Source organism: Rhizobium sp. RHZ01, from assembly GCF_014851595.1.
GTDB classification, from domain to species: Bacteria; Pseudomonadota; Alphaproteobacteria; order Rhizobiales; family Rhizobiaceae; genus Rhizobium; species Rhizobium altiplani.
Genome location: NZ_JACUZZ010000020.1, coordinates 13,481 through 32,382, shown reverse-complemented (window position 1 = coordinate 32,382; position 18,902 = coordinate 13,481). Strand labels below are relative to the sequence as shown.

The 18,902-nt window shown below is 60.4% G+C and carries 23 protein-coding genes; 15 read left to right on the top strand and 8 right to left on the bottom strand.

Annotated features, from left to right (window positions below; all coding sequences use genetic code 11):
* The first annotated feature begins 59 nt into the window (after positions 1–59).
* From IB248_RS20225 to IB248_RS20190, 8 genes are all read left to right on the top strand, one after another.
* Positions 60–491 (top strand): PaaI family thioesterase, encoded by a 432-nt coding sequence (locus tag IB248_RS20225; protein WP_018857081.1) that lies wholly within the window; start codon positions 60–62, stop codon positions 489–491.
* A gap of 224 nt (positions 492–715) precedes the next feature.
* Positions 716–1,180 (top strand): 50S ribosomal protein L13, encoded by a 465-nt coding sequence (gene rplM, locus IB248_RS20220; protein ID WP_018857082.1) that lies wholly within the window; start codon positions 716–718, stop codon positions 1,178–1,180.
* Between the two features lie 2 nt (positions 1,181–1,182).
* Positions 1,183–1,650 carry a 30S ribosomal protein S9 gene (gene rpsI, locus IB248_RS20215; RefSeq protein ID WP_018857083.1) on the top strand — a complete coding sequence of 156 codons (468 nt, stop codon included), beginning with the start codon at positions 1,183–1,185 and terminating at the stop codon, positions 1,648–1,650.
* A gap of 136 nt (positions 1,651–1,786) precedes the next feature.
* Complete coding sequence (locus tag IB248_RS20210) at positions 1,787–2,089, top strand: antibiotic biosynthesis monooxygenase (protein WP_018857084.1); 303 nt, start codon at positions 1,787–1,789, stop codon at positions 2,087–2,089.
* Positions 2,090–2,184: 95 nt separating this feature from the next.
* Positions 2,185–3,144, top strand: a complete 960-nt coding sequence (gene speB / locus IB248_RS20205; RefSeq protein ID WP_113470084.1) for an agmatinase — start codon at positions 2,185–2,187, stop codon at positions 3,142–3,144.
* Positions 3,145–3,207: 63 nt separating this feature from the next.
* On the top strand, positions 3,208–4,140 hold the full coding sequence (argC, locus tag IB248_RS20200) for an N-acetyl-gamma-glutamyl-phosphate reductase (protein ID WP_113470083.1): 933 nt from the start codon (positions 3,208–3,210) through the stop codon (positions 4,138–4,140).
* Between the two features lie 14 nt (positions 4,141–4,154).
* Positions 4,155–4,946 carry a sulfite exporter TauE/SafE family protein gene (locus IB248_RS20195; RefSeq protein ID WP_113470082.1) on the top strand — a complete coding sequence of 264 codons (792 nt, stop codon included), beginning with the start codon at positions 4,155–4,157 and terminating at the stop codon, positions 4,944–4,946.
* A 102-nt stretch (positions 4,947–5,048) separates the two neighbouring features.
* The gene (locus IB248_RS20190; protein ID WP_018857088.1) at positions 5,049–5,822 is read left to right on the top strand and encodes a DUF4239 domain-containing protein; all 774 of its coding nucleotides are present in this window, start codon (positions 5,049–5,051) and stop codon (positions 5,820–5,822) included.
* 5 nt (positions 5,823–5,827) lie between these two features.
* Here the strand turns inward: IB248_RS20190 and IB248_RS20185 are convergent, their stop codons facing one another.
* Positions 5,828–6,235, bottom strand: a complete 408-nt coding sequence (locus tag IB248_RS20185; RefSeq protein WP_018857089.1) for a DoxX family protein — start codon at positions 6,233–6,235, stop codon at positions 5,828–5,830.
* Between the two features lie 158 nt (positions 6,236–6,393).
* Positions 6,394–7,284 (bottom strand): aminoglycoside phosphotransferase family protein, encoded by an 891-nt coding sequence (locus tag IB248_RS20180; protein ID WP_192241572.1) that lies wholly within the window; start codon positions 7,282–7,284, stop codon positions 6,394–6,396.
* Between the two features lie 293 nt (positions 7,285–7,577).
* Between IB248_RS20180 and IB248_RS20175 the strand changes: the two genes are divergently transcribed.
* The 4 genes from IB248_RS20175 to IB248_RS20160 all read left to right on the top strand — a co-directional run bounded on the left by IB248_RS20175 (position 7,578) and on the right by IB248_RS20160 (position 9,426).
* Positions 7,578–7,721, top strand: coding sequence for a hypothetical protein (locus IB248_RS20175; protein WP_192241571.1), 144 nt, complete (start codon positions 7,578–7,580; stop codon positions 7,719–7,721).
* Positions 7,722–7,728: 7 nt separating this feature from the next.
* Entirely contained in the window at positions 7,729–8,640 is a 912-nt protein-coding gene (locus IB248_RS20170; protein ID WP_192241570.1) for a dihydrodipicolinate synthase family protein, read from the top strand.
* A 116-nt stretch (positions 8,641–8,756) separates the two neighbouring features.
* Entirely contained in the window at positions 8,757–9,020 is a 264-nt protein-coding gene (locus IB248_RS20165; RefSeq protein WP_192241569.1) for a hypothetical protein, read from the top strand.
* A 103-nt stretch (positions 9,021–9,123) separates the two neighbouring features.
* The gene (locus tag IB248_RS20160; RefSeq protein ID WP_192241568.1) at positions 9,124–9,426 is read left to right on the top strand and encodes a DUF1883 domain-containing protein; all 303 of its coding nucleotides are present in this window, start codon (positions 9,124–9,126) and stop codon (positions 9,424–9,426) included.
* On the opposite strand, the gene IB248_RS20155 is transcribed toward IB248_RS20160, so the two are convergent.
* Complete coding sequence (locus IB248_RS20155; protein ID WP_018857095.1) at positions 9,427–10,743, bottom strand: replication-associated recombination protein A; 1,317 nt, start codon at positions 10,741–10,743, stop codon at positions 9,427–9,429. It abuts the gene before it with no gap.
* Positions 10,740–12,143 carry a DegQ family serine endoprotease gene (locus IB248_RS20150; RefSeq protein WP_018857096.1) on the bottom strand — a complete coding sequence of 468 codons (1,404 nt, stop codon included), beginning with the start codon at positions 12,141–12,143 and terminating at the stop codon, positions 10,740–10,742. The genes IB248_RS20155 and IB248_RS20150 overlap by 4 nt, the downstream gene beginning before the upstream one ends.
* 409 nt (positions 12,144–12,552) lie before the next feature.
* Here IB248_RS20150 and IB248_RS20145 point away from each other — a divergent pair, with 409 nt between their 5' ends.
* A complete protein-coding gene (locus IB248_RS20145; RefSeq protein WP_245267949.1) occupies positions 12,553–12,852 on the top strand; it encodes a lysozyme inhibitor LprI family protein in 300 nt (99 codons plus the stop codon).
* A gap of 35 nt (positions 12,853–12,887) precedes the next feature.
* Here the strand turns inward: IB248_RS20145 and ilvD are convergent, their stop codons facing one another.
* Entirely contained in the window at positions 12,888–14,726 is a 1,839-nt protein-coding gene (gene ilvD / locus IB248_RS20140) for a dihydroxy-acid dehydratase (RefSeq protein WP_018857098.1), read from the bottom strand.
* Between the two features lie 325 nt (positions 14,727–15,051).
* Between ilvD and msrP the strand changes: the two genes are divergently transcribed.
* On the top strand, positions 15,052–15,999 hold the full coding sequence (gene msrP, locus IB248_RS20135; RefSeq protein WP_018857099.1) for a protein-methionine-sulfoxide reductase catalytic subunit MsrP: 948 nt from the start codon (positions 15,052–15,054) through the stop codon (positions 15,997–15,999).
* Complete coding sequence (msrQ, locus tag IB248_RS20130; RefSeq protein WP_018857100.1) at positions 15,999–16,655, top strand: protein-methionine-sulfoxide reductase heme-binding subunit MsrQ; 657 nt, start codon at positions 15,999–16,001, stop codon at positions 16,653–16,655. Before msrP ends, msrQ begins: the two co-directional genes overlap by 1 nt.
* 37 nt (positions 16,656–16,692) lie before the next feature.
* Here the strand turns inward: msrQ and IB248_RS20125 are convergent, their stop codons facing one another.
* From IB248_RS20125 to IB248_RS20115, 3 genes are all read right to left on the bottom strand, one after another.
* A complete protein-coding gene (locus IB248_RS20125) occupies positions 16,693–17,076 on the bottom strand; it encodes a VOC family protein (RefSeq protein WP_026371776.1) in 384 nt (127 codons plus the stop codon).
* Between the two features lie 257 nt (positions 17,077–17,333).
* Positions 17,334–17,759, bottom strand: coding sequence for a 50S ribosomal protein L17 (gene rplQ, locus IB248_RS20120; protein WP_018857102.1), 426 nt, complete (start codon positions 17,757–17,759; stop codon positions 17,334–17,336).
* Between the two features lie 45 nt (positions 17,760–17,804).
* Entirely contained in the window at positions 17,805–18,815 is a 1,011-nt protein-coding gene (locus IB248_RS20115; RefSeq protein ID WP_007531694.1) for a DNA-directed RNA polymerase subunit alpha, read from the bottom strand.
* Positions 18,816–18,902: the final 87 nt, after the last annotated feature.

The window sequence follows — 18,902 nt, the reverse complement described above, 5'->3', positions numbered from 1 at the left end:
CATTGCTATTTCGTGCTAATTGTTCTGCCACAGGCGACAAGCAATTTCGAGGCAAACTCATGCAGCCGGTCATGACGATCGACGAGCTCCACCGTTTTCTGGATACGGACTTTCCGCAGATCCACACGGGTGGGCGCGTATTTGCGATCACCGAGATCACACCCGGCAGCGTCTCGATGCGGCTGGACCCGAGCGAGAGGCACTTGCGCCCCGGCGGCACCGTCTCCGGACCAGCCCTTTTCACCTTGGCGGATGTGACGGCCTATGCAGCAGTATTGGCGCATATCGGGCCGGTGGCGCTGGCGGTTACCGCCAATCTCAACATCAATTTCCTGCGCCTGCCGAAGCCTAGACCGACGACTTGCACCTGTCGGATTCTCAAGCTTGGCAAGCGGCTCGCCGTCATCGAGGCCTCGATTTTCCAGGAAAGTGCGGACGAGTTGATCGCTCATGCGACGGCGACTTACTCCATTCCGCCGCGCGAAATATGAGGTAACACAATACCACATATATAACATATTGATTTTACTGATACATTTTTGCTGCACGCCAATTCGTAAATATTGACCCCAGGCTGCTTTGCCTCTATAAACACGACCAGAAATGCAGCCTTTCCGGGCTGCTTTCTTTTTGGTGCGTCTTCGGACAGCCAAACCAAGCAACAAGAAACGCCCTCTCGCCTTCGGGCCGAGGGATCCAAAAGAGAGTAACAACTATGGCAACCTTCTCCCAGAAGCCTGCAGAGGTGGAGAAGAAGTGGGTCATCATCGACGCCGAAGGGCTCGTCGTTGGTCGTCTCGCTTCCATCATCGCTATGCGTCTGCGCGGCAAGCACAAGGCAACTTTCACGCCTCACGTTGACGACGGCGACAACGTTATCGTCATCAACGCCGACAAGGTCGTTTTCACCGGCAAGAAGTACTCCGACAAGGTTTACTACTGGCACACCGGTTATGCCGGCGGCATCAAGGAGCGTACCGCTCGCCAGCTCATCGAAGGCCGCTTCCCGGAGCGCGTTCTCGAGAAGGCTGTTGAGCGCATGGTTCCGCGCGGCCCGCTCGGCCGTCGTCAGATGAAGAACCTCCGCGTTTACGCTGGTTCCAATCATCCTCATGAAGCACAGCAGCCTGTCGTTCTCGACGTCGCCAAGCTGAACAAGAAGAACGTAAGGAGCGCCTAAGAATGGCTGACCTCTCCTCCCTGAAGGATCTCGGCACGTCCGAAGCAGCTGCTGCTCCGGCTCACGTCCGTAAGGTCGACTCGCTTGGCCGTTCCTACGCGACCGGCAAGCGCAAGAACGCTGTTGCCCGCGTTTGGGTCAAGCCGGGTTCCGGCAAGATCATCGTCAACGGCAAGGAATTCGCGGAATACTTCGCACGCCCGGTTCTGCAGATGATTCTGCGTCAGCCGATCGTCGCTGCTGCCCGTGACGGCCAGTTCGACATCGTTGCAACGGTTGCAGGCGGCGGTCTTTCCGGCCAGGCCGGCGCCGTTCGTCACGGTCTTTCCAAGGCCCTCACCTACTTCGAGCCGGGCCTGCGCTCGGTCCTGAAGAAGGGCGGCTTCCTGACCCGCGACAGCCGCGTTGTTGAACGTAAGAAGTACGGTAAGGCCAAGGCCCGCCGTTCGTTCCAGTTCTCCAAGCGTTAATCGCTGCGGAATATCGACTACGAAAGGCCGGGCGCTTCGCCCGGCCTTTTTGTTTGGTGGCTGCTTGAAGCGGCCCGTTCCCTTGCCAGTTCTACTGCATTCCAGGCGCTTCACGCGCATCCCAAGGGAGGCAGGAATGACCAAGCAAGCAATCTATGTCGAACTGAAAGCAAAATCCGGCAAGGAAGAAGAAGTGGCGACGTTCTTGAAGAGCGCGCAGGCGCTTGTCGAACAGGAGCCCGGTACCGTGACGTGGTTTGCCATTCGCTACGACCAGAGCACATTCGCCATCTTCGATACCTTTGACGATGAGGCAGGCCGGCAGGCGCATTTGAACGGCAAGGTGGCCGCGACGCTGATGGCACGAGCAGCTGAACTGCTTGCCGAAGCGCCGCAGCTGAAGACACCCGAGGTGTTGGCCGACAAGCTGCCGGGGTAAAACCAGTTTGGCCGAGCGACCAGAACCGTTTTGGCCTTTCGGTTTGAGATTCGTTTCTGGTAGGCATAGCGACCAACACCCTCGAGGAGCATCTCTTGGCCAACAAGTCGATCGACCACGCATTCACGGCAACGAGCCTCACATCGGCCGCCAGCGACCCCACCTTCGCCGGGGCGCTGTCGTTCATGCGTCGCCGCTTCACCAAGGAACTGGCCGACGCGGATGCGGTCGTCTGGGGCATCCCTTTCGATGCCGCGACATCCAATCGGCCGGGCACGCGGTTCGGACCGCAAGCGATACGGCGTGCGTCGGCGATCTTCGACAACGACCCGCAATATCCATTCAACCGCGATCTCTTTGCGGAGATGGCCGTGATCGACTATGGCGACTGCTTGCTCGACTACGGCAACCACCACGAGACGCCCGCAGCAATCGAACGGCAGTCGAAGGCGATTGTCGACAGCGGTGCATTCATGCTGACCCTTGGCGGCGATCATTTTGTCACCTGGCCGATCCTCAAGGCGCATGCCGCCAAGCACGGACCGCTAGCACTCGTCCAGTTCGATGCGCATCAGGACACCTGGTTCGACGACAACAGGCGGATCGATCATGGCTCGTTCGTGGCGCGGGCCGCGCGGGACGGCATCATCGATCCCGATCGGTCGATCCAGATCGGCATCCGCACCCACGCACCCGAGGATTTCGGCATTCATATTCTCTACGGCCATCAGCTTGAGGAGATGACTCCGAGCGATATCGCCTCGACAATCATCTCGCATACCCGCGGCGCGCCGGCCTACCTGACCTTCGATATCGATTGCCTCGATCCCGCCTATGCGCCCGGCACCGGTACGCCTGTGGCAGGTGGTCCCTCGAGCGCCAAGATTCTCTCGGTGCTGCAGCGTCTGCACCAGCTGGATATCCGCGGCGCCGACGTCGTCGAGGTCTCGCCGCCCTACGATCATGCGGACATCACCGCCATTGCGGGGGCGACGGTCGCGATGTATATGCTTGGCCTACATGCCGAGCGCCGCGCAAGCGCGTCACACGGCTGACTCATCCCTCTTACAAAATGATTCCGGACTTCTTTCTAACCTGTTGAAAGTGTGAGCGAGACAATGGCACCGAAGATCTTCATCGATGGCGAACATGGCACGACGGGCTTGCAGATCCGCACGCGCATGGCCGGCCGCCGCGATGTCGAGCTTCTGTCGATCCCGGAAGCGGAGCGTCGCAACGCCGCGATGCGCGAGGACATGCTGAACAGCGCCGATATCGCGATCCTCTGCCTGCCCGACGACGCTTCGAAGGAAGCGGTGCAGATGGTCTCGGGCAACAACAACGTGCGTGTCATCGACACCTCCACGGCGTTCCGTGTCAATCCTTCCTGGGCCTATGGCTTCGCGGAGATGGACAAGGAGCAGGCAGAGACGATCAAGGCGGCGCGTTTCGTCGCCAATCCGGGCTGCTACCCCACCGGCGCGATCGGCCTCATCCGGCCGATGCGCGCTGCCGGCATTCTGCCCGACGGCTATCCGGTCACGGTCAATGCGGTCTCCGGCTACACCGGCGGCGGCAAGCAGATGATCGCGCAGATCGAGGATCAGAGCCGGGAGGATGCGATCACCGCGCCGCACTTCCTCTACGGGTTGACGCTGGCACACAAGCACGTGCCCGAGATGAAGATCCACGGCCTGCTGGATCGCGCACCGATCTTCTCGCCGTCTGTCGGCAAGTTCCCGCAGGGCATGATCGTTCAGGTACCGCTGCATCTCGACGATCTTGCCGAGGGCACGACGCTCGAAAGCATCCACGCTGCTCTTGTCGCTCACTATGCGGGCCAGGACATCGTGACGGTGGTGCCGCTGGACGAGAGCCGCAAGCTCCCCCGTATCGATGCCGTCGAGCTTGCCGGCAAGGACACGATGAAGCTCTTCGTGTTCGGCACGCCGGGTGCGTCTCAGGTCAACCTCGTTGCGCTGCTCGACAACCTTGGCAAGGGTGCCTCGGGCGCCGCGGTTCAGAACATGGACCTGATGCTCGCCTCCTAATCCCGGAACCGATCATGTCGCTTGAGACGCTGCTGGCGAACACGAGCGCGTGGTTTGTTGCCGCCCTACCAGACCGCGGCATTTCATCGCTCGTCGCCATAGCCTTGATTGCGGGACTGGCACGCGGCTTCTCCGGATTCGGCGCGGCGCTGATCTTCGTTCCGCTTGGCGGCGCAATCATAGGTCCGAAGCTGATATCGCCCGTCCTGCTCGTCATCGATGGCCTGGCGACGCTTGGTATGATTCCCCCGGCTTGGCGCAGCGCAAACCGGCGTGAAGTCTTCACCATGGCAGCGGGCGCGGTGCTTGGCGTGCCTGCCGGGACGGCAGCGCTGGCGCTGGTGGATCCGCTGACGTTGCGCTGGGCGATCACCGCGATCGCCATTTGCCTGCTTGCGTTGCTGGTTTCCGGGTGGCGATACCATGGCGAGCCACTGGTATCGCTGACCTCCACGACAGGTCTCGTTGCCGGCCTCTTCAGCGGCGCTGCCCAGCTCGGTGGACCGCCGGTCGTTGCCTATTGGCTCGGCGGCAAGACCGATTTTGCCCGGGTGCGGGCAAACGTCATTCTCTATTTCGCGATCTCCACCTGCTTCAGCGTCGTCAGCTACTATTTTGGCGGGCTGTTCGTTGAGGCCGTGTTTGCCCTGACGATCGTTATCCTGCCGAGTTACACCATCGGTCTCTATGCCGGCTCGAAACTGTTCGGGCTCGCCAAGGAGAGCACGTTCCGAATGATCTGTTATCTGCTGATCGCAGCCTCCGCCATCATGGGAATGCCGCTGCTCGATGGGGTCCTCCGGTAGGGTCCAACACACCGCCGAATGGCGGAGCGCGAAGCCGCGCAACCGTCGTTGATCAATGGTCCACTGCCGCATAAAGTCGTGCCCGACCTTGGGGGAGCGCGCATGAGTGCAGTCGTCCTGTTCGGTGTTGCCTTTATCGGCGGTACGGTTCTCGTAACGCTGGTCTTCTATTTTGTGATGCGTCTGATCATGGGCGGCGATCCGACTGGCAAGGACAGAGAGCTAGCCGGCGCCATCGTCATGCGAATATCGTCGCTGCATGCGCTGATCCTGGCGCTCGTCTTCGCCCAGGAGATGATCGAGTACCAGCAACTGAAGTTCGAAAGCGTCACGGAAGCGAACGCAATCGCAGACGTGTATTTCGACGCTGATCGCTACGGCGTCAACGAGAAGGCGCCCATCCAGCAAGCGCTCTTCGAGTATGTGCAGATCGTCGTCGACGAGGAGTGGCGCATGCTTGGAGACACTGGGCAGCTATCGCCCACGGCGTGGAACAAGTGGGACAGCGTCTATCAGCGGGTGCTCGACCTGACGCCGACCAATGTGCGCCAGCAAAGCATTCGCGAACATATGCTTGGTGATGTGCACCGTATCGCGGAGGCGCGGGACAAGCGTGAAAACAGCGGCACCGATTCCATCAGCATCATCTTCTGGTTCGCGGCGATTTCGGGGCTCGTGTTCATGGCGCTCGGCTACTATCCCTACCCGCCGGATGCGCGAAACCTGCTGCTGCTTTCGGTGCTCGGCGCGTTCACCGGCATCATTCTTTTCTTCATCTACGCGTTCTCAGACCCCTACAACCCGCCGGCTACGATGAAGCCGACGGCGTTCGAGCGCCTGCTCGATGAATTGGCAAACCCTCCGCCCTCCGGATAGCTGACCTATCGAGCCATCAGCGGCGAGCGCGTCTTCAGGACCAACGCGTCCCCCGGTCCATGCACCGCCGCGTAGAGCAGGCCTGCGAGGAAGGTGAAGTGATCCACGAAGAAACCGAACTCGGCCTGATTCGCGCTCCAATGGCTTGGGCCATGGAAGGCGAAGGCCAGGAATATCACGTAGATGCCGGCCAGAACCGAGGCTTCCGAGAAGAAGGCTCCCGTCAGGAATGCCAGCGTCAGGGCAAGTTCGAAGAACGCCGCTATCCACGCCAGGAAGAGCGGGAAAGGAAAGCCCGCCGCGGCGATATAGCTCGCGGTGGCTTGTATATCCATGAACTTGAAACTCATGGCCATCGCGAAAATGGCGCCGAAGATCAGTCGCGCCAGCAGAATTGCGAACGTTTTGCTCATGCTATCTCTCCCTCGGCCCGAAGCCGTTCGTTGTCCAAATTTCCGGCTTTCTGCGTCCCGCGATTGCGGTTCCACTAACCTTCCCCCATAGGACGCAGCGGGACCTTCTCTCCCGACATCCAGCCGCCATTATTTTCGACAGCGCAATTCCGAGAGCGTCATGCCCACGCCAGGTAATCGGCCAGCACGTCTTCGATGACCTGCCAAGATCTCCTGACGTCTACGGGATTTGCGCCGGCCATGCCGGCGGCGACGATCAGGGCCTTCCATAGCGTCCATCCGCGGCCGCGTGCCCACGTCCCCGCGTCGAGCGGACGTGCCTTTCGAAACACCTGGCGGCTCTGTCCCTCGAACATGTGCCAGGTGATTGCGAGATCACAGGCGGGGTCGCCGACGCCCGACGTCCCGAAATCGATCACGGCATCGAGGCGACCGTTCCTGACTAGAAGGTTGCCATAGGCGACGTCGCCATGAAACCACACAGGCGCGCCTTGCCACGAAGTCGAAAGCGCGGCTTCCCAGACGTCCGTCGCCAGTTGCGTGTCGATCCGACCATCCAAACGCACAAGCGCCTCGCGCGTTTGCGCGTCGTAGACATACAGCGATCCGCCGCGAAAAAAGTTGTGCGAGCCGGGCGGAGGTCCCCCTCTGGCGTCCACCGCCTGCAACGCATCGAGGAAACCGGCCAGGGTAGTGGCGAACTCACTGAGGTCGTCGATGCGTTCCGTCAGCGCCGTCTCACCGTCACGCCACTCATAAACCGACCACGGCCAGGGATAGCTCTCGTCCGCCCTCCCCATCGCCAGAGGCACGGGTATCGGCAGAGGCAGCTGCGGCGCAAGAACCGGCAGCCACTGCTGCTCCTTGGCGACCTGTTCGGCATAGTGAGCAGCGCTCGGCAACCGAACCGTCATCGCCGCGCCAAGGTGGAATGTCCTGTTGTCCCATCCGCCGAACTCGACGGGCCGGATCGCCAGATCAGCCCACTCCGGAAACTGCGTGGCAATCAGCCGACGCACGAGCGCGGTATCGATTACTGGGCCATCCATTGTTCTGGCAGTCCTCCCTGAAGGTGCCGGCATAATGTCGGCCTTTCCCAGCAGAGATCAATCCTAAGGTTGTCTTCGACCTTTCGACTTTGAATCAAGACCCTGAGAAGATGAATCCAAGCTCGCCGCTAATCGCCTGAAATTCATGGTATTTCTCCGGCGCCGCCGCCTTCGTCGGATCCGCGTCTTTATGCGATTTCTATATCACGCTGCTTGTACTCGAATGGAATTCCTACCGTGAATGGCGTTAGCCTTCCCATGAAATGCAAAGGTTGAAAGCCATGCGAGATTTCATGCTACCCAATGCCCCGATCCCCCGCCCGCGCCGCCCGGCACCGAAACGGCAGGTGCGCGAGCGACGCACGGCCCAGGCGCTCATCCTGTTCGGGGTCGTGCTTGCCGCTGTTGAACTCTACGTCATTCTGGGCGGCCTTTGAGCGCAGCATGCCAGCTGACAGACCGTTGCGCCTCGGCGCCACCACGACCGCGCTCATCACGCCGTTTCGCGACGGAGCACTCGACCTTCCCGCACTGGAACGACTGGCGGAGCGACAGATCCGCGGCGGTGTCGACGGGCTTGCCGTCTGTACACTGACCGGAGAAGGACCGACCCTCACCAGAAGCGAGCGCGCCGCAGTCATCCGGACCTGTGTCCGCGTTGCCGGCGATCTTGTTCCCGTCATTGCCGCAACCGGCACGAACGCTACGGCAACGACGATCGCCTTTACGCTAGACGCCGAGGAGCTTGGCGCCAGTGCTGCCCTAGTGACGCTTCCGTACTATTCCAAGCCTGGACAGAAGGGCATTGTCGGTCACTTCGCTCAGCTCGCGACCGCAACGAGCCTTCCCTTGATCGTCGAAAACAACCCGATGCGCACGGCAATCGATATGACCTTGCCGACACTCGCCGCGCTCGCCGATATCCCGTCAATCGTCGGCTTGGCCCTTGCGGAGGGCAACGCCGTCGCTAGGTGCCCGGTGCCCTTCTGGCGTCAACGCTTCCTGCTTCTTTCCGATCGCGACGCAACGGCCCTCTCCTTCCTCGGCAGCGGCGGCAACAGCATCATCTCGGCTGGCGCGAACGTGTACCCGCGTCTGTATGCCTCGCTGCAGCAGGCGGCGCTCGGCGGCAATCTCCCAGCTGCGCGCTTGCTCGATGACAGGCTGGCCCCACTGACAGGAGCGCTAGGCCCCGAGGCCGACCCCGCTGCAATCAAGAACGCGTTGCGGACATTGTTGCCGATCGATCCGGAAGTCCGAATGCCGCTTCTGGCCCTGGATGCCGATGGAGAACAGCTTATTTCGCAGGCGCTCTCGCGCGTTTCCGAGATTCAAGATGCCGCTTTATATATATGATATTTTTATATTTTCCTGATCACCGGCCAATGGAAGGCGAATGCGAGTACCACTACCTTCCTGAGCGTGGCACAGCGCTGCAATCCAGCGCAGAAGACAATTCGAAAGGAAATTCGATGCCCTCTCTTCAATCTGCGTCCGCAATCGAACCCCTCCAACGCCAGGGTTCTACACGCTTCACCATCGGCCAAGACCGAAATGGCCGCTGGGTCGTGCAGGACCGCAAAGGGCTCGTTGGAGGCGTCTTCATCAGCGAACACGCAGCACGCCATTTCGCAGCCGATGAATGCGATCACAAGCCCGAGCAGATTTGCCGCGCCGCGGATGGCATCGTCCTGCAGTTCGGCGCGCTAGAGCGCGGCGAAAAGGAAATCCACTGATACATCGTGATTGGTGGCGGGCCAGCTGGCCCGTCGCCAATGGCAAACGCTTCCTTAACTGGAAGGGCCTATGGTGCTGGCGTAGAGAAGATGCCACGAGACCATGCCGAAACCAAACTTTCGCTTTACCCACTACGATCTGAAGCAACAGCGCGCCGGGACGATTATCGAGGTGACGTTGAACGCGGTGGCGAATGTGCGCCTGATGACTGCGCCGAACTATCAGCGCTTCACCGAAGTCCTCGACTTCAAATATGTCGGCGGCGTCGCGCGGAAGTCTCCCATCCGTCTGTCCATTCCCGACAGCGGACATTGGCATCTGGTCGTGGACATGGAAGGCCATCATGGCCTTGCGGAATCAGCGGTGAAGCTCGTCGCTCCCGCAGGGCAGATGCGAGCCTCCTGATCAGCGCTGATTGCGCTCCTTCCTGAGCTTTGCCCACCATTCAAGGCGTTTGCGGATATCCCGCTCGAAGCCGCGTTCTGGTGGATCATAAAAGGTCTGTCGGCCCATTTTCTCCGGGAAGTAATCCTGGCCCGAAAAGGCGTCCGGCTCGTCGTGATCGTAACGATAGCCCTCGCCGTAACCCTCGCCCTTCATCAGCTTCGTCGGCGCATTCAGGATGTGCTTCGGCGGCAGAAGCGAACCATTCTGCTTGGCGGCCATGGTCGCGGCCTTGAAAGCCGTATAGACGGCGTTCGACTTCGGTGCGGTCGCGAGATAGACGCAGGCCTGCGCCAATGCCAGTTCGCCTTCGGGTGAGCCCAGGTAGTCGTAGGCGTCCTTCGCCGCGTTGCAGATCACCAGCGCCTGCGGGTCGGCAAGGCCGATGTCCTCGACAGCCATGCGAACGAGGCGCCTGCCTAGATAAAGGGGATCTTCGCCGGCGTCGAACATGCGCGCGAGATAGTAGAGCGCTGCATCGGGGTCGGAGCCACGGACGGACTTGTGAAGCGCGGAGATGAGGTTGTAGTGCCCATCCTGGGCCTTGTCGTAGACCGGGGCGCGGCGCTGCACGATGCGCGTGAGGCCCTCCGTATCAAAAGTCTCCTTCTCGCGCGCGGCACGCCATACTTCCTCGGCAAGCGTCAGAACGGCGCGTCCGTCACCGTCCGCCATTCTAAGCAGACTGACACGGGCGTCTTCCGTCAGCGGCAGCGCCTTGCCTTCGGCAGCCTCGGCACGCTTCATCAATTCTTCGAGGCTTTCATCGTCATGCGACTTGAAGGTCAGCACCCGTGCGCGGGACAGCAAAGCCGCATTGAGCTCGAATGAGGGATTCTCGGTGGTGGCGCCCACGAGGATGACGGTGCCGTCCTCCATCACCGGAAGGAAACTATCCTGCTGCGCCCTGTTGAAACGATGAATCTCATCGACGAAGAGCAGCGTCTGCCGGCCATCCATTCGACGCAGCCGTGCCGCCTCGAATGCCTTCTTGAGATCGGCCACGCCTGAAAAGATCGCGGAGATCTGTTCGAAGGCGAGACCCGCCTCGCCCGACAACAATCGGGCGACAGTCGTCTTGCCGGTGCCGGGCGGCCCCCAGAAAATCATCGAGCCGAGCGAACCGCTCTCGATCATGCGCCGCAACACGCCGTCTTCGCCGGTCAGATGCTCCTGGCCAGTGACTTCCGAAAGCGTGCGGGGCCGCAGGCGATCGGCAAGAGGCCGCCGGTTGGCGACCTCCTCGGGAATGCGCGGTGCAAAGAGATCGTCACTCATCGGAAAAACTGTCGGATTCGCTGGCCATCGCGCTCGATCTCGACGCGCCAGAAGCTGGGATCCTCGTCGGCGATCGCTGCGAGTTCCTTGGTATTCTTCACTTCCGTGCCATTGATCGAGATTATGATGTCTTTTGGCTCAAAGCCGAGGCGAGCGGCAAGGGAGTCTTCCTTCACCTCGGAAACAACGACGCCGGTCGATTCCGAAGGCATGCGCAGCTCGTCGGCAACACGCGGTGAGAGATTTTCGACAACAGCGCCCGTGAAGGGCGTGCGGCCACCGATCGTACGCTGGTCGCGTGGCGCCGTCTCGGGCGCTCTGTCGAGCGCTAGTGCGATCTGCTGCTCGCGGCCGTTCTCGACCACGGTCAATTTAACCGACTTGCCAAGCCCTACCGTGGTCAGGCGATAGAGCAGCGCATCCGGATGCTCGACCGGAATGCCATCGACGGCGGAGACGATCTGCCCGGCTTTCAATCCGGCCTTGGCCGCCGGGCCACCCTCGGTAACCTTGACGACAAGCGCACCGCGCGCCTTGTTGAGGCCGAGCGCTTCGGCAACCTCGGACGTCACCGCATCGAACGTGGCGCCAACATAGGGCCGCTCGAAGGACTTCACGCCGGCATCCGCAGACGCAAGGAACACCTTCACGAGATTGGCCGGGATCGCAAAGCCGATGCCGTTCGAACCGCCGCCGCGCGAGAAGATCGCCGTGTTGATCCCGATCAGCTCGCCATTCATGTTCATCAGCGCGCCGCCGGAGTTGCCGGGGTTGATCGACGCATCCGTCTGAATGAAGAAGCCAAACTCGTTCTTGACCACCTGATTACGTGCCAGCGCCGAAACGATACCGCTGGTGACCGTCTGGCCGACACCGAAGGGATTGCCGATCGCCAGGACGAGATCACCGACCTCGACGGCATCGGAATTGCCTAGCGCGAGGGTCGGGAAGGTCTCTTTGGTGTCGACCTTGAGGACGGCAAGGTCGACACGGTCATCTCGCAGGACAACCTTGCACGGAAACTCCCGCCCGTCCGAAAGCGCGACCTTGATGTCATCCGCGCCTTCCACGACGTGGTTGTTCGTTACGATCGTTCCGTTCGCCTCGACGATGACGCCCGATCCCAGCGACGACTGCTTCTCGCTTCGGTTCGGCATCTGCTGACCGAAGAACTCTTCAAAGAAGGGGTCGCCCCCGAAAGGAGACTGCCTGCGGACGGTCTTTTCGGCATAGACGTTCACAACGGCGCCTGCCGTCTGCTTGACGAGCGGCGCGAAGGAGAGCTGCATCTCCAACTGGCTCTGCGGTACGGTCTTGGCGGTTTGAGCATTGGCGGAAACCGGCAGCGCAAGCACCAGAGCCACGAGAGGCAGGGCCGTGCGCTTCAACAGGTCATGCATGGGGATTCCTTCTGAAATTCGCTCTTGAACACGTTGTAGCGCCGGACGCTAGAAAGGAAAGAGGGCGGAAGCATGGAAGAACAAGGCAGCTCACGGACTACTGATCAAGCTTCGCAAACTGATTCAAAAACGAACTCTATGCGACTGATATCTAATGCCAAAGGCAAGCCGAAGTCACCCGAAGGAGACATCGCGCTCGAAGCATGTTGCACCTCTGCCCCATTCCTGGTGCCCAAGCTGTTGAAGCGCCGTTCGCCCACCGATTCCTTTAAGCCAAAGCAGGACCCGTCCTTGCCGCGTCGGCCAACTGCATCATGTTTGTCGCTGGACCCAATGAAACAGGAACTGATGCATGAGAGCTTTTCACCCCACGCTTTTCCCCGTCGCAGCATTCACCCTTTCAGCGCTCATGGCAGGCGCTTCCCATGCCGCGAGCTTTGATTGCGACGCAAAGGAACTGAAGCCGGATGAAACAGTGATCTGCGAAAACCGCGCGCTGAACGATGCCGATGTGAAGATGGTAACGACGTTCAACCTGCTGTCTGGGCTTATGGCGATGGGCTCGCGCGGCACCTTGCAGGACGAGCAAACGGCCTGGCTCAAGAAACGCCAGGAATGCGCCGCAGACGCGGCATGCATCAAGGCTGCCTATGACGAGCGCCTGAAACAGCTCGATGAAACCTACAAAAAAATAAACCGGCCGCTTTAGCGACCGGTCCATTTCACATTCTCTTGACAAGAAGCTCAGCGGCTGCCGAGATCGCGAACGGCTCCCCGATCGGCGCTGGTTGCGAAGGCGGCATAAGCCTTCAGCGCCGTCGTGACGTTGCGCTTGCGCTGCTCGGCCGGATGCCAGCCCCTCTCCTCCTGCTCGGCACGACGGTTCGCCAGCTCCTTGTCGTCGACGCGCAGGCTGATGATGCGGTTCGGGATGTCGATGTCGATCATGTCACCTTCGCGAACCAGACCGATCGTACCGCCGTTTGCCGCTTCCGGCGAGACGTGGCCGATGGAAAGCCCGGAGGTGCCGCCGGAGAAGCGGCCGTCGGTGATCAGCGCACAAGCCTTCCCGAGGCCCTTCGATTTCAGGTAGCTCGTCGGATAGAGCATTTCCTGCATGCCGGGGCCACCCTTCGGGCCCTCGTAGCGGATGACGACGACATCGCCGGCAACGACCTGGTTCGACAGGATGGCCTTCACGGCCGCGTCCTGGCTTTCGTAGACCTTGGCCGGGCCGGAGAACTTCAGGATGGATTCGTCAACGCCTGCCGTCTTCACAATGCAGCCGTCAAGCGCCAGGTTGCCCTTCAGAACAGCAAGACCGCCGTCCTTCGAGAACGGATGCTCCACGGAGCGGATAACGCCCTTTTCGCGGTCCGTGTCGAGATCGTCCCAACGCGCTTCCTGACTAAAGGCGACTTGGGTGGGGATGCCGCCGGGCGCGGCGCGGTAGAAGTTACGGACCGTCTCGCTGTTGGTGCGGGTAATGTCCCAGCGGTCGATCGCGTCGCCGAGCGTTTCGGCATGGACCGTCGGGCATTCGCGGTTCAGCAGGCCGCCCTTGTCCAGCTCGCCGAGGATCGACATGATGCCGCCGGCGCGGTGAACATCTTCCATATGGACATCACTCTTTGCCGGTGCGACCTTGGAGAGGCAGGGAACGCGGCGCGACAAGGCGTCGATGTCGGCCATCGTGAAATCGATCTCGCCTTCGTGAGCAGCCGCGAGGATGTGCAGGACGGTATTCGTCGAACCACCCATGGCGATATCGAGGGCCATCGCGTTCTCGAACGCCTTCTTGGACGCGATCGTGCGCGGCAGAGCCTTGACGTCGTCCTGCTCGTAGTAACGGCGCGCGAGATCGACGATCAGGTGACCAGCTTCGACGAACAGGCGCTTGCGATCGGCATGCGTTGCGAGCGTCGAGCCGTTGCCGGGCAGCGACAGGCCGAGCGCTTCGGTCAGGCAGTTCATGGAGTTGGCGGTAAACATGCCCGAGCACGAGCCGCAGGTCGGACAGGCAGACCGTTCGATGACCTTGACGTCCTCATCACTGATCTTGTCGTCGGCGGCGGCAACCATGGCGTCGACGAGGTCGAGCGCGTGGGTCTTGCCATGCAGGACGACCTTGCCGGCTTCCATTGGGCCACCGGAGACGAAGACGGTCGGGATGTTGAGGCGGAGTGAGGCCATCAGCATGCCGGGCGTGATCTTGTCACAGTTGGAGATGCAGACCATCGCGTCGGCGCAGTGGGCGTTGACCATGTATTCGACGCTGTCGGCAATCAGTTCGCGCGACGGCAGCGAATAGAGCATGCCGTCATGGCCCATCGCGATGCCGTCGTCGACGGCGATCGTGTTGAATTCCTTGGCGACGCCACCAGCAGCTTCGATTTCGCGGGCCACGAGTTGACCAAGGTCCTTGAGATGGACGTGGCCAGGCACGAACTGGGTGAAGGAGTTCACCACCGCAATAATCGGCTTGCCGAAATCCGAATCCTTCATGCCCGTGGCGCGCCAAAGGCCGCGCGCACCCGCCATGTTGCGGCCGTGGGTCGTGGTTCTGGAACGGTAGGCTGGCATTGGCGTATTCCTTACGTGTCGGAAATCGTCGGCGATTGCGGGTCGCAGGCTTCAAGCGGCCGGGTTGTCGCCGTTTTTTGGAATTGTCCTAATCCAAACGGTGTGGGCTGTCACTACCGGGAAGGCCGAAACCGGTACGCTTCGGCTCCTGGGCACATCGAGCTTATACGGTCACGGCAGTCGTTTCGTTACAGACTATTGCATCAAGCAGCGAACACAAAAAGTTGGCTTTTCGCAGCCGTGCCTGTGGGCATAAACAATGATCTAAAGATGTGTTTAATGCGTTGAAGGTTTATACCGAGCTTACTTGCTCAGGAGGTTTCCGATGCCAGCCTATCGCCCCCCCAAGATCGCATCCTCGGAGATTACGCCGCAACAACTCTATCTGCGCCGCCGCGAATTCCTCGGCGCTGCGACGCTGGGCGCCATGGCGCTGTACGGAGCCGGCAAGGCCAGTGCAGCGGCACTGTCGGTCGTCGAAAGCAAATATACGGTCGATGAGAAGACGACACCCCTGAAGGACGTCACGACCTACAACAATTTCTACGAATTCGGCCTGGATAAGGGCGATCCCGCTGCGCTCTCCGGCGACTTTAAACCGCTGCCTTGGACGATTAAGGTTGACGGCATGGTCAACAAGCCCGGCACGTTCGATGTCGAAGCGCTGATCAAGGAATTCCCGATCGAGAGCCGCACCTACCGCATGCGTTGTGTCGAGGCGTGGTCGATGGTCATTCCGTGGGATGGCTTTCCGCTTGCTTCCCTGCTCAACAAAGTCGAGCCGCTCGGAAGCGCAAAGTACGTCGCCTTCGAAACGGTCGTGCGGCCAGAAGAGATGCCGGGACAGAAAGGCATCTTCCAATCGCTCGACTGGCCCTATGTCGAAGGCCTGCGGCTCGACGAAGCGCGTCACCCACTCGCCCTGCTCGCCGTCGGTCTTTATGGTCAGACCTTGCCGAACCAGAACGGCGCGCCGATCCGGCTGGTCGTGCCATGGAAGTATGGCTTCAAGGGCATCAAGTCGATCGTCCGGATCACCCTGACGGATAAGGAGCCGAAGAACACCTGGCAGGTGACCAATCCCCAGGAGTATGGCTTCTTTGCCAACGTCAATCCGGAGGTCGATCACCCACGCTGGAGCCAGGCGACGGAACGGCGCATCGGCGAAAGCGGCTTTTTTGGCGCCAGCCGCCACCCCACCCTGCCGTTCAACGGCTATGCCGACGAGGTCGCCAGCCTCTATAGCGGCATGGATCTTCGGAAGAACTTCTGATGCCGGGATTTTCGCTCAGCCTTGCGAAGCGGTGGCAATCGGCCTCTGTCTGGGCGCTCTATGCCATCGGCCTGTTGCCCGCCGCATGGACCTTCTATCTCGGCGCGACCGATCAGCTCGGCGCCGATCCGGTAAAGACCTTCGAACTGTTCCTCGGCCTTTGGGCGATCCGCTTCCTTATCCTGACGCTCGCCGTCAGCCCTGCCCGCGATCTGTTCGGCTGGAACTATCTGCGCTATCGCCGCGCGCTTGGGCTCCTCTGTTTCTATTACGTGGCGATGCATTTGACTGTTTACATGGTGCTGGACCAGGCACTTGATCTCTCAGCTGTGCTCAACGACGTGCTGAAGCGGCCCTTCATCATGTTCGGCATGGCCGGGTTCGTCATGCTCGTTCCGCTTGCCGTGACGTCGAACAATCTTTCGATCCGCCGCCTCGGACCGAACTGGGTCCGGCTGCATCGCCTCGTCTACATCATCGCCGCTGCCGGCGCCGTACACTTTGCGCTATCGACGAAGGTCATCGACCTCGAGCAATACGTCTATGTCACGGTGATCATCCTGCTGATCCTCTACCGCTCATGGCGGCCGATCGCGCGGAGCAGGAAACGCGGCCAGGGCCGCCAGCGCACACGGGCTGCAGCGACCGCCTCATGATTTGCGCACGCTCCTTCGACTATCGGCTAGCGACCAATCACGATTCTGTCGCTGGCTGATTGATCATGGCTTCGATGTTGTAGCCATCGGGATCGAGAACGAAGGAGGCGTAATAGCCTGATGCATATTGTGGGCGTGGGCCGGGGGCGCCATTGTCCTTTGCGCCAGCATCAAGCGCGGCGTGATAAAACGCATCAACTTCGGCCTTGCCTCGAGTGCGAAAGGCGACGTGCACACTCGTCAAAGGCGGCTGGCTGTCGACCTGCTGGATCTCGAAAAGGCACCCATTGCCGATATCGAAGGCCCAGAACACGCTCTCCTTTCCGAAGGAAAGTTTGTATCCTAGCGGTGCAAGCGCCTTCTCATAGAAGAGCTTGCTCTTTGCCAAGTCACTCACAGCAACGGTTATATGGTCTATCAAGCGCCCACTCCTTGAGACGTTGGCGGGAACACCAAGCTAGCTCCGATCTCAAGACTGCTCAACATGCCAAGCGGCAGCACGATACAGCATTTGCGGCTGCATCCAAGGGCAGCGATCCGCTCCTGAATACGCCTTGTCTTGGTGGAAACACGACGACCCCGTCCACGACCGCCGTCTCCCGTGCCCAGCAAGGGCTACAAACGAAAACAGCCGGGCTTTGCAGCCCGGCTGTTTTGCTTCCGGCAAACCGGAAAGGATTAAGCGGCTTCAGCTGCAGCAGCTTCGGCTTCAACGCGAGCCTTGTCGGCTGCGCCCTTGGCGTAGGTGTCGCGGTCAACGAACTCGATGACGGCGAGAGCGGCGTTGTCGCCCTGGCGGAAGCCAGCCTTCATGATACGCAGGTAACCGCCGTTGCGGGTTGCGTAGCGCGAAGCGATCGTGTCGAAGAGCTTCGAAACAACAGCGGCGTCGCGGATCTGCGAGATCGCCTGACGACGAGCATGCAGGTCGCCCCGCTTGCCGAGGGTGACGAGCTTTTCAACGATCGGACGGATTTCCTTTGCCTTCGGCAGGGTCGTCACGATCTGCTCATGGGTGATGAGCGAAGCCGCCATGTTGGCAAACATTGCCTTGCGGTGGCTAGCGGTTCTGTTCAGCTTGCGGCCGGATTTACCGTGGCGCATTGCTATTCTCCTTCACATGCAGGCATCTCGCCCGCCGTTTGATGGTTAGTATTGGTCTTCGTAGCGCTTGGCGAGATCTTCGATGTTCTCAGGCGGCCATGCCGGCACTTCCATGCCGAGGTGCAGGCCCATGGAAGCGAGAACTTCCTTGATTTCGTTCAGCGACTTGCGACCAAAATTCGGCGTGCGGAGCATTTCTGCTTCGGTCTTCTGAATGAGGTCGCCGATGTAGACGATGTTGTCGTTCTTCAGGCAGTTTGCCGAGCGAACGGACAGTTCGAGTTCGTCCACCTTCTTGAGGAGCGCCGGGTTGAAAGCGAGTTCGGTGACGGCTTCTTCTTCGGCTTCCTTCTGCGGCTCGTCGAAGTTGACGAACACGCCAAGCTGATCCTGGAGGATGCGAGCCGCGAAAGCGACGGCATCTTCGCCGGAGATCGAACCATCGGTTTCGATCGTCATGTTCAACTTGTCGTAGTCGAGAACCTGTCCTTCGCGGGTGTTTTCAACCTTGTAGGACACCTTCTTGACCGGCGAATAAAGGCTGTCGACCGGGATGAGACCGATCGGAGCATCTTCCGCACGATTGCGGTCGGCCGGAACGTAGCCCTTGCCGTTGTTGACGGTGAATTCCATGCGGATTTCGGCGCCCTCGTCGAGCGTGCAGATGACATGCTCGGGGTTGAGGATTTCGATATCGCCGACCGTCTGGATGTCGCCAGCCGTTACAACGCCCGGGCCCTGCTTACGCACGACCATGCGCTTTGCGTCATCGCCATCCATCTTGATGGCGATTTCCTTGATGTTGAGGACGATGTCCGTGACGTCTTCGCGGACGCCCGGGATCGACGAGAACTCATGCAGCACGCCATCGATCTGCACAGCCGTCACTGCGGCACCGCGCAGCGAGGACAGCAGAACGCGGCGAAGCGCGTTGCCGAGGGTGAGGCCGAAACCGCGCTCCAGCGGCTCTGCTACGAGCGTCGCCTTGGTGCGCGAGCTCGAAGAGAACTCGACCTTGTTCGGCTTGATCAATTCCTGCCAGTTTTTCTGAATCATATTTTTGCCTTCCGTTCGTTACCACCATCCAATCGTGGCAACCGAGCTTGAGAAGCACCGGGAGCGAAAACCCGCTCACCGGTGTTG